At 26.4% G+C, this 10,723-nt stretch carries 9 protein-coding genes and 5 pseudogenes; 9 read left to right on the forward strand and 5 right to left on the reverse strand.

Annotated elements, in window-relative coordinates:
• From A966_RS13625 to A966_RS00065, 8 genes and pseudogenes are all read left to right on the forward strand, one after another.
• On the forward strand, positions 1 to 385 hold a 385-nt coding region (locus tag A966_RS13625; RefSeq protein WP_008721121.1), incomplete at its 5' end, for a hypothetical protein.
• Positions 382 to 771, forward strand: coding sequence for a hypothetical protein (locus A966_RS00035; protein ID WP_008721122.1), 390 nt, complete (start codon positions 382 to 384; stop codon positions 769 to 771). The genes A966_RS13625 and A966_RS00035, both read left to right, overlap by 4 nt.
• A 46-nt stretch (positions 772 to 817) precedes the next feature.
• Positions 818 to 1,291, forward strand: coding sequence for a hypothetical protein (locus A966_RS13630; protein ID WP_008721124.1), 474 nt, complete (start codon positions 818 to 820; stop codon positions 1,289 to 1,291).
• A 190-nt stretch (positions 1,292 to 1,481) separates the two neighbouring features.
• Positions 1,482 to 1,909 (forward strand): annotated as a pseudogene (locus A966_RS00045) (ATP-binding protein); the annotation flags it as partial.
• Between the two features lie 59 nt (positions 1,910 to 1,968).
• Positions 1,969 to 2,229, forward strand: a complete 261-nt coding sequence (locus A966_RS00050; protein WP_008721128.1) for a hypothetical protein — start codon at positions 1,969 to 1,971, stop codon at positions 2,227 to 2,229.
• Between the two features lie 719 nt (positions 2,230 to 2,948).
• Positions 2,949 to 3,116: a hypothetical protein gene (locus A966_RS00055; protein WP_039955377.1), complete on the forward strand. Its 168-nt coding sequence runs from the start codon at positions 2,949 to 2,951 to the stop codon at positions 3,114 to 3,116.
• A gap of 8 nt (positions 3,117 to 3,124) precedes the next feature.
• A pseudogene (locus A966_RS00060) lies at positions 3,125 to 3,602 on the forward strand (single-stranded DNA-binding protein).
• A 303-nt stretch (positions 3,603 to 3,905) separates the two neighbouring features.
• Positions 3,906 to 4,899 (forward strand): annotated as a pseudogene (locus A966_RS00065) (tyrosine-type recombinase/integrase).
• A gap of 101 nt (positions 4,900 to 5,000) precedes the next feature.
• Here the strand turns inward: A966_RS00065 and A966_RS00070 are convergent.
• The 5 genes and pseudogenes from A966_RS00070 to A966_RS14010 all read right to left on the reverse strand — a co-directional run.
• Entirely contained in the window at positions 5,001 to 5,507 is a 507-nt protein-coding gene (locus A966_RS00070; RefSeq protein WP_008721135.1) for a hypothetical protein, read from the reverse strand.
• A gap of 250 nt (positions 5,508 to 5,757) precedes the next feature.
• A complete protein-coding gene (locus A966_RS00075) occupies positions 5,758 to 6,426 on the reverse strand; it encodes a hypothetical protein (protein ID WP_008721137.1) in 669 nt (222 codons plus the stop codon).
• A 9-nt stretch (positions 6,427 to 6,435) separates the two neighbouring features.
• Positions 6,436 to 7,398, reverse strand: coding sequence for a hypothetical protein (locus tag A966_RS00080; RefSeq protein WP_008721139.1), 963 nt, complete (start codon positions 7,396 to 7,398; stop codon positions 6,436 to 6,438).
• Positions 7,388 to 8,014, reverse strand: coding sequence for a hypothetical protein (locus A966_RS13635; RefSeq protein ID WP_008721141.1), 627 nt, complete (start codon positions 8,012 to 8,014; stop codon positions 7,388 to 7,390). The genes A966_RS00080 and A966_RS13635 overlap by 11 nt, the downstream gene beginning before the upstream one ends.
• Before the next feature lie 386 nt (positions 8,015 to 8,400).
• Positions 8,401 to 9,905: pseudogene (locus A966_RS14010) on the reverse strand (terminase large subunit); the annotation flags it as partial.
• A 270-nt stretch (positions 9,906 to 10,175) separates the two neighbouring features.
• Between A966_RS14010 and A966_RS00095 the strand changes: the two are divergent.
• Positions 10,176 to 10,723 (forward strand): annotated as a pseudogene (locus A966_RS00095) (phage portal protein); the annotation flags it as partial.

The following is a 10,723-nucleotide window of genomic DNA, read 5'->3' on the forward strand; positions in this document are numbered from 1 at the left end:
AATGATTATTTTAACTGCTTTTCAAAGATTATTGAAAGCGGTACGAGTTTCAAAATTTTCTTTCAAAATAAAAAACGACATCATAAAAAATCTAGTATGTGTTAATCGCATACTAGATTTAAAACAAAATCAATTTCTCAAAATATCGAAAATCATAAATAAAAAGTTTGGTTACAGCTTTTATAATAAAAAACAGAGTCTATTTTATCTATTAGCATTCCTGCTAAAAAATATCAAAAATAATTACCAAAGGTACGCATTTGGTGGCAGTAGAAATTTATACTTTGCAAAATCTTCAGCATCGTTCTTTGATGTAATAATTTTTGTTACTGCAGAAGGAGGTATATTTTTTAAAAATATAGTTATGGGGAGAAGTTCAAAATGATAGTTCAGGAAAAAGGAGTTAAAGCATTTTTCAAAAATATTATAAAAAAAATATTTAATAAAAAAGATTTATCAAACTTTAATGAAGAGCAGATATCTGATAACAACATCAGAAAAAAACTTTATGAGCATATTTATAAAGTGAGCTTTGGAAATAATAAATTAATAGGATTAAGATATGAGATTCTATATGCAGAATATGCAAGAATAAAAAAGATTAATCTTAAAAAATTGGCAAAAAACAGAAAAATAAAAACTACACGACAGTGCGCCGTTGGCGTAGAAATGGCTATGGAGCTTGATAAAAATAACAATACAAATCATCTTGATAATTTATATAAACTAGCAAAAAAATTATTTGAAGAGGCGAAAGAGAATGCAGACTGAAAGAGAAATAAAAAGCGAATAATTAATAGCAACGTACGGCGATGCTATGCTTGACAGAGGTTTTACATCAATACCGAATACATTAATTTATTACAGAAAAAGACTAGGACTCACAGCAAGCGAGTTTGAGTTTATTATTGCTGTAATGAGTTTGAGCTGGAGAGAAGAAAAAGAAATAAGAGATAAAGAAATCAATCCTGCAGAAAGATATTATTACAGACAAATACAGAGCTTATATGCAAAAGGATATTTAACTTTTTCAAGCAGAAATGTTTACATAGGCGACAGATTTGCAGGAACGGGAACAGTATATAATTTCTCTGGATTAAAAAAAGCTATAGAGATGCTAGTAGAAGAAGACAGAGCAATACGAAACATGGATGCTCCTGTAGAGCAGAAATACGATGAGCCTAGTTTGTTTAATGATGATGTAAGCACTGAAACTCTGCAGCCTCCGAAATTAATCAAAGAGGAAAAAGAAAAAAGCGAAGAAGAAAAAACTCCTGAGGAAAAAGAATAGGATAAAAAGCAGGAAGAGTTTTTAGAAAAATATAATGAGCTTCATAAAGAATTATTAGGATTTCAAGTAAGATATAAATATCATATTTCGTATACAAAGTTTTTAATCGATATATTCAAAAAATGTGTGCATGATAATTTTGATGAAGCCTTATCTATAGTAAAGTTTAATTTTTTAAAATTATCATTGAATAAAAGATATTCATCAGATATATGCTATTAATAACATTAAAGCATTGTATATGAAGGCATCTATTTTTGAAGATATGCATAAAAACTTATTTAATAAAAATGCACAGGATAGAGATTTGAAATCAAGTATAGATGCCAAAATAGATAATATGAAATTTGCAGATATTATTATGATAGACGACATTGACAGTGTAGGTTTCCATTATGCTGCTGAAGGCTATTATAAATTATTTGATAAAATCAGAGAATTAGAAAAAACAGTGATACTAACATCAAATAAAAGCTATATAGGTTTAATGAACAGTTTAAATATTAAAACAAGAAAAGATAATATTGAGGAAATCAAGGCAGGCTTACAAGCAGATTAAAGAATTTAAATATTATAGAACTAGAAATGCAGAAGTATAAAGAATTAATAACTGCTTAAATAGTCAAAATATTATTTTGATTATTTTTATAAGATTTTATTAAAAGAGGAAAATATGTATGCTAACTATAATAACTGATAATAGTTTATTTTTTATTGAAAAACCTATGCACATATATAAAGCTGATATTAATGCATTATCAATAAACAAATATAATTTAATTATTGAAGATGATAAAAAATACAAATTCTTTATTTTATCTTCAGATTGCGTAGATACTATTGATAGAGGATATACCGAACTTCGTGATAAAATCATAGATAAAAATAATAATAATATAAAAACAGATTTAGTTATTGATTTTACAAATTATAAATAAGGAGATAAAAAATGTATTTATATGAATTATGTAAGCATTACATTAGACTTGTTTCAAAACTACTTGACAAAATTGTATATTAAATTTTTATAATTTATCAATTATAAAAACAATGTTTTATATGTTGTATAAAATATGGTTTTAGTATATAAATATGCAGTCTTTCGCGAAGCGTATCCGAGCTTGTCGAGGATATAGCTTCTCGCCTGCCAAAGGCACGCACAGCGAGGCCTACTTCGTATGGATCACCACCGAGTAAGGTACCTTGCCTACGGCACGCAGAGCGGATGGAAAAAGAAGTGGGGGTGTTATGTAGTACGCAGAGCGGTGCATGACTGTGTACTTTGTAGGGCTAGTCCCCACAAAATTATAAAAAATTAGTTTTGAAACAAGTATATTCAAACTAAATTAGCTATTTTAGAAATGATATTAAATAAAATATCAGAGGAATATCCAGACTTAAACAACTCTATATAAACAGATTAAAAATCAATAGTGATTTATGCGTATGTTATATAGATATAGATGACGGATTATTCAAAATATGTTTTGATGGAAAATCTCCATATTGCTATTATAACATAACCTCTTTGATATTAGATATAGGAGAGCTAATTAGTGAAAATGAATAATTCATATAATAATGAAAGATTGGAGTGTCATCATAGTTTAGGGTTTTATATTCAGGTAATAGAAAATATATTGAATAAGGTTATAAAATGATGGTTTATCAAATAGGTTCTATAAGTGTTGGAATATTTAGTGTTATATGTATTTTTATTAGTATAACATCAAAAAATGATATAGCTAAGGCTTTCTATTTACTTTGTTTCTTTTTATCAAATATTGCTGCTTTACTTTGTGATATAGTAATAAAATTAAATTAGGAGTTGTTATGTCAGATCATAACATTGTAACATTAATAGGAAGGCTCGCCGCAGGCGGGCTTCGCCACTGCTGACCCGCAGCGAAAATATACACAAGGAGGAATGGAAATTGCTGAGTTTTCGGCGACTGCCCACCTTCGGTGTAGCAAACAATTATTATGTAAGTACAAAAAACACTACAGAAGTAAATTATTTTGATATAGTAGCTTTTGGAAAATTAGCAGAAACAGTAAGTAAATATCTTATAAAAGGAAAGCAAGTTTTGACGCCACAGGCGGCGGAACACTAAGGCAGGAAAGATGGCAGGATAAAAATACAAACACTACTAAATCTAAAGTGAGAATAATTATGCAGTCAATGCAGATGCTTGCTGATACCGAAAGGTACCTACTCGGTAAAAAAGATGTGAATAATGCAGTAGAAAATAATAGACTTGTTTCAAAACTACTTGACAAGATTACATATGAAAATTTCGTAATTTTATAATTTATAAAATAATGTTTGACATGTTTTATAAATTATTTTTTAGTATATAAATATGCAGTCTTTTTGCTTCTTTGTGCCAACAAAAGAAGTGGGGTTTGGGGCAAAGCCCCAACTATAATTTAAAAATATTAAATTAAAAATTTATAAATTTAGTTTTGAAACAAGTCTAATAGTCAGGAAGATGATGCCGATAGGCACCTACTCGGTGAGGAGGTACCGTTTTAATAATACATAGTTATAAAAGTTTATATTCTTTTTATTAAATGAAGGCTTTTGTCTTTAATTTAATAAAAAGGTATAAACATGGCTTCTAAAGAAAATAATAAATTAATAGCACAAAACAATAATAATATAATAACAGAAAAACAAGCGGAACTTCCGCTAACAGCGGTCAGTCGACTAATTAAGCAAGCTAACTACTTAAATATACTTGACTATATGAAAGAAGAGCAGCTTATTAAACAGATAGATTATGAAATAGAAAAAGAAAACTTTTTTAAGCAATGTTCAAAAACAAAAAAGCAATCACACAAAAAGATAATATAGAAACGGACTTAATAAACTAGAGGAATACTGCCTCCGAAGGAGCACCTGCGGTGAAATGAATAAGAAAAATATTTTATTTATTAAAGCAAGAGAAGCTGATGATTTTATAACGGAAGTCAATTCAAGTGAACTTTCTAATTTAAGTATACGTGCATTAGTTTCTTCCTGTTCCTCTTTATTTTCTTTTTTAGAGAGAAGATATCCATTTATGAAAAATCCTTTTAGAGGTACAAAAACTCGTCCGCCTGTGAAGAACAAAAAAAGACTTGAAGTCCCAACTAAAAAAGAAATTGAATTAATAATTAAAGATATAGCAGATCCTCTTATAAAAGTGGCCATCATTTTTATAATGGAATGCGGAGTACGTGTTGGGGCTTTACCTAAACTAGAAATAAGAAATAATCCCACAGGGACACATTCGTGTAAATATTATTCATATTCAAAAGGCAAGGAAATAAGCTGGAAAGTTACAGATAAAGTTATTAAGTTATTAAAACAAAATAATATTTCTTTTAATTGTCCTTTTAAAAACAAAAGTTCTGAAGTGATAAGAAATATTTTTTATAGGAGTTCAAAGCGTTTGTATAATCAAGGTAAAATAAAAGCTGCCTACTCTATACATGATATAAGGCATTATTTTGCTGTTACTTTATACAAACAAACTAAAGATATAGAACTCATTAGACAGGCGTTAAATCATAGCAGTATAGCTATAACAGGAATATACTTAAAAAGTTTGGAGGTAGAATAATATTTTATAGTTGCGATAATTTATGTTATCGTAATACTTTATTTAATTTAAAATCATATTCAATAATTAATTTATAGTAAGAATAAATTTATATATTTTGCTTATTTTTTATTTTTTTCTATAATTTCATCAGTTTTTGTTTTTATATATAATTCTTTTTTTTCTTTATAAAACTGTTCTATTATATTTAATTTCATATCAAATAATCTTTTATAATTATATGATAAACTTGATAAAAATATAAATAATAAAGATAAGAAAATAGAATTAATATATTTTATGTTTTCATGACTTTTTATAATTAATATTTTTGATAATATAAATACTACTAATGACAATGTAAATAAAATCAAACTAAAAAATGATATTTTATATAGATTATCTTTAACTATTTTAAAACCATCTTCATTATTAATATTTTCCAAATTAAAACTTAATATAATTGTAAAACCTATAGAAAAGATTATACCAATAGAAGTAAATATAATATCATTGACTTTATCAATATCATATATATTTATAATATTGAATATAGATAATATTAATATTGAGATATAACTAATTATAAAAAAAATTATGTGAGATATAAGTATTCTTATTATATTCATATTTTTATTTTTCACTTTCTTTCAAATAATTGATCATTTCATTCATTAAATCTACTTCATTAAGTAAATTTTTATGTGTTTTTAGTGATTGTATAGTAACACTTTTTTGTTCTAATAATGTATTAGCATCTATTTGTTTCTTATTTTTTAAATTTAACCTAACATTATCTAAATCTAAAAACTTGATATTTTTATTTAAAATATCTTTTTTATTTCTTTTAAATTTTAATACTATTTTTATATCTATTAATTATCCTAATTCTTTTTTGTCTATACCATCTATAACTATTAAATTATCTAATGCTGATTTATTCACATCTTTTATTACTTTATTTATTTCTGAATCTTGATTTGTAATTGTTTTACTACTAAATGTTATATCTTTAAATTCATCTAATAATGTATTATCTAATATTTCATTTATATTTGTAATTCTCGAATTTATTGTATATTCATTTGTTACATCTAATAAATTGTTAATATAATTTTGGAAAGATTTTAAACTTCTGTTATTACCATTATTAGTAAAAACAATTTTATTATATTGATCTAAACAAAAATAATATGAATTTTTTTCGAATCCAGCAATATCTTTTAAATCTTGTTTTAATATATCTTCAATACTAAACATTTCTTTATCAAGTTCTTTTATTAGAATATTTTTTGCAGAACCAATTCCTATATTAATAACAGAACCAAATAAGTATTTACCATCTTTTGATAATTCAAAATAATTTATAGTTTCTTTTTCGATTTCTTCTTTGGATGAATGAAGTTCTAATAATCTGTCTCTAACTATCTTCTTTTTATTAGTCAAAGTTTCATATAGATCAAAAAATAAATTATCATATTTTGTTAATTTTATTTCTTTAGAATTAGATTTTATATCACATATATATAATGTTTTGTTAATTCCCATATTATTATCCTAATTATTAATATTTAATTTACTCAAAACTTCACTTTTGTATTTTATTAAATCTTCTTCAAAAAATAACTCAATTAATTTATTATTTTCATCACACAATGATATAAAACATTTTCCTTTAGATATTATTTCATTATGTACTAAACGATCTTTTCTTTTGAATTTAATTCCAGAAGCGTGAAATTTAAAATTATCATACTCAATTATTATTGGCTCTTCTTTTGTTATTGAATATATTATTTCATTTTCTGATTTTTCTATTTCAATACAATCTTGTTTAGGTAGAAAAATATCATATTTATTATTAATTAAATTAAATAAAGTGTCGTTTGATGTTAATAGTTTTACTTTTGTTAAATCAAAATCTGGTAGATTGAGATTATTATCTTTTAAGTAAATGTTATTGTATTCATAATCATCATATGAAAAAATAAACTTTATATCATTAATCCTATCACCTACAAATAATGAAAAATTAAATGCAACTATTTTATCTTTTATATCAATATCTTCTGTTAGTCTCATAATAGAGAGTTTTATTTTAGATTTTGTTTTAGATTTATCTGCCCATTCTTTTGCTCCTAATGAAAATCCTTTTGTACTAATTAAATTAACTTCTAAATTATCTAAATTAAAGACATCTTCTAAATGAATAGCTGTACTTTCTATTTTTTGTATTTCAGGTCTATTAATATTTTTATTCCAATCCTTAATATCTGATATTTCTTTATATCTATCATTTATTTTAGCAACTACATCCATTTGTATATTATTATTATTATATAATGATATTTTTTCATCCCAATAATATTTTACGTCTTGAGATACATTTAAAATTTTTTTAATTACATAATAAAATAATTCTGCTGAAACACCTTTTTTTCTTGGTCTAACTCCGTATAAATATTCAAATAAATCATCAATATTATTTATATTATCTGGGGCTAAATTTTTATTGCTCATTATTATCTCCATCATTATTAACACATAAAATATTATCCAATATGTCACATACATTATCAAATATTTTAATAATTAATATTTGACCAAAGTAATCTTTCATCTTATATAAATCACTTTCATAATGTATATCTAATATTAACTTTTTGAAATAGCTCAAATACATATCAAAATTTCTTTTTTGATTTATATCTATATTATTGATATCATTAAAATCGTATCTAGAATTCATCAACTCACTATTTATCATATTCATTTTTATTTCTGGTATTCTTGCTATTTCATTTCTTATAACTGCTCCTTTGAGAGCATGTAATATAGTATAAAATTTTTCTAAATCATTTTTTAAATCTAAAATGTTTTTTCTATTTATCATTTGTTTATCCCTATTATATAGTAAATACATTAAAGCATTTTTTCTAATATATTGTCCAATACTTAAACTTTCGTTTTTTGAATTTTCTTCAAATATATTATTTTCTTCTTCATTTAATCTCAAAGATACTCTATAGCTTGGCTTTTTATCCTTATCATCTTTCTTTTTTCTGCCAGCACCTTCACGAGCACCGCCTGTATTTGGTCTAGCTCCACCTCTATTATCTTTCTTTTTTACTTCCATTATTTATTCCTATTATTTAATTTTACTATAATAATTACCAAACATATAATTGTTATTATACTTAAAATTGTATTAATAATTTGAAGGTTCATACTTGACACCTTTATTTTTTTTTATATAATATACTTATGTGAAGTGACGGGGACGAATCCCCGCCTTTGGTCAGTTATAATTAAGATTATTTAATCTTTTTTATAACTATTACTAAAGTTATAATCGCCGTGGTAAGCTCTATAACCTTAGTGACCAAAGTAATCACTTCGACCATAAGTTTGCGGGGGTGGGTAAAATCTCTGCAGGCTTTTACTCGGTGCAACGAGTGGGGAGTCTTTTGTGCATGGCGATAACTTTTTTATTAGGGGGTACTGATAAAATTAGTGATATTATTATAATGTAAAAACGCCTTCAGTTTCATAAATACTTTTAGTATCTTCAAAATGATTTTTAATCACTCTATGAAGAGCCATAATTGAGGCTACAACATCATCTATTCTTTTATATGACCTTTTCCTGTCAGGCTTAGTAGGAAGATAATTATCTCTTCCATCTGTTCTTACTTCACAGCAGCTTATCATCCAATTAAGAGCAGGGTTATTACCATGTAAAAGTTTACGTTCATAAGATAGTTTTTTCAAATAAAGAAGTTCCTTCAGATAAACCGCCGACTGCAAAAGATTGCCTAACCTGTTCCATTTTGAAGCCCTCACTTTCTAAGTGTGTTACTATTTCAATAGCTTTCCAAGGGTCATAGCCTATTTCTATAATTTCAAAATCTTTCGCATCATTTAGTATTGAGGATTCTATAACATCAAAATCTATTATATATGCGTAAGTTAAAGTAATTAAACCTTGCGAAGCCCATAATTCATAAGGTACTCTGTCCTCTTTAGAACGCTGCCTTATATTTTCTTTAGGCATAAAAAAGCGAGGCAGAAGTATATACGGACCATTATCAATAGAATCAAAACATAAAACATAAGCTGCTATATCTATTGTAGTTGCTAAATCCAAACCGATGCATGCTTTCCTGCCTTTTAATTCATTTATATTTATATTTTGATGTGAATAAGATTTAAGCCATCTATCAGAATATATACAAACTTCACTCGCCTGAGTTTTTTGTAAGTATATCAGTTATTTGAATAGGTTTATCTAGTCCTTCTAAAAGCATAGATTTTAGATAACTGTCTTTTACAGAAACATTTATATTAGGATTAGCTTGAAAATAATTTTATTTATTAATTCTTCCTGATTAGAAACATCTTCTATTTGTTTAAAGCGTACAGCCTCGTCATAATCTCCTGCCGATTCTTTTAAATCGGCAGGCACTCGGCTTTCCGCTTTATTTAATTTATTTAATTTTTCTTTATATTCGGACATAAATACCCAAATATCATTGATGTTATCAGGCTCGTATATTATAGTAAAATACTCATCATTATTTAATGAACCTTGTAATACTTGATTTGCATATTCATATTCAGAAAAACATACCGAAGATTTATCAAAACCAGCAGTAGTAATTATAAATACAAGCGGCTCTCACTCCCATACCAGATTCAAGAACATTTAATAATTCATTATCTGGATGTGCATGGTATTCATCCACTATAACTAAATGCGGATTTAATCCATCTTCAGTATTGCTGTCCTGTACTAAAGGTTTTGATTTTGAGGCGGTATCTTTTTTCTTTGTAATTGTAGAAGTTTGTTTATATGTAATCGCTTCTTTATTAAGAGCTTTTGCTTTTCTTATTTGCCTTTCGCTTTCACTCCATGCAATTTTTGCTTGATCTTTTTTAGTAGCTATATAATATATTTCGACACCAGCCTCTGCAGGACTATCGCAGAAAAAACAATAATTACCAATTCCAGATGCAAAAGTAGTTTTTTATTACTGCTATGTTCAAAGCCTCGCTATTATAATCTGATAAACTAAGTTTATCAGATGCTCGGCTTTTTACTTTTATTATTTAGGAATATACTTTCTATTATAAACTGTTCCCAAGGCTCTAGTATAATATTATGATTTGCCCATTCTCCTTTTGTATGTACTAAAGATTGAATAAAAGTAATAGGACGTTTAGCTTCATTATCATCAAAATAAAAAGGATAATCATTATTTTGACGAAGTCCGCCTTTGGCGTTAGATTTTTCTATAATAATTTCACACCCAGAAAAATTAAGTAAAGAAGCTAAAATTAATCTTAAAGAAAGTTTCAGAGAGGCTTGGGAAAAAGGTATCGTTGTCCTTGAAGAAGGAATGCAAATAGATCCTATCACAATGAACTTGTCAGATGCACAGTTTTTAGAAAGCAGAAGATTTTCGGTAGAGGAGATATGTAGGGTTTTCCGTGTCCCTCCTCATCTTATAGGAGATTTAAGCAGAAGTACAAATAATAATATAGAACATCAAAGTATAGAGTTTGTAACGCACAGAATAAGACCGTGGTGCGTTCGTATAGAAAAAGCATTAAATGGCTATTTATTAAATAATTTAGAAAGAAAAAATATAATATAGAGTTTAATTTGGACGGACTTTTGAGAGGCGATACTCTTACAAGGCAGCAGGCGAATCAAATAAAATTAAATAATGGTGTTCTTACTAGAAATGAATGGCGGATACTGGAAAACCTTAACGAAGTAGAATATGAATACGGAGATGAGTATTTCTGCAGTCAGCAAATAAGATCAATAAAAACAGTTTAT

The organism is Brachyspira hampsonii 30446 (assembly GCF_000316195.1).
GTDB lineage: Bacteria > Spirochaetota > Brachyspiria > Brachyspirales > Brachyspiraceae > Brachyspira > Brachyspira hampsonii_C.

What these genes read in the sequence shown, in the direction of transcription:
- A966_RS00075 (WP_008721137.1), bottom strand. Translation starts at nt 6,426, where the DNA reads ATGGGAATTAACAAAACATTATATATATGTGATATAAAATCTAATTCT.
- A966_RS00035 (WP_008721122.1), top strand. Translation starts at nt 382, where the DNA reads ATGATAGTTCAGGAAAAAGGAGTTAAAGCATTTTTCAAAAATATTATA.
- A966_RS00055 (WP_039955377.1), top strand. Translation starts at nt 2,949, where the DNA reads ATGATGGTTTATCAAATAGGTTCTATAAGTGTTGGAATATTTAGTGTT.
- A966_RS00050 (WP_008721128.1), top strand. Translation starts at nt 1,969, where the DNA reads ATGCTAACTATAATAACTGATAATAGTTTATTTTTTATTGAAAAACCT.
- A966_RS13630 (WP_008721124.1), top strand. Translation starts at nt 818, where the DNA reads ATGCTTGACAGAGGTTTTACATCAATACCGAATACATTAATTTATTAC.
- A966_RS00070 (WP_008721135.1), bottom strand. Translation starts at nt 5,507, where the DNA reads ATGAATATAATAAGAATACTTATATCTCACATAATTTTTTTTATAATT.
- A966_RS00080 (WP_008721139.1), bottom strand. Translation starts at nt 7,398, where the DNA reads ATGAGCAATAAAAATTTAGCCCCAGATAATATAAATAATATTGATGAT.
- A966_RS13635 (WP_008721141.1), bottom strand. Translation starts at nt 8,014, where the DNA reads ATGGAAGTAAAAAAGAAAGATAATAGAGGTGGAGCTAGACCAAATACA.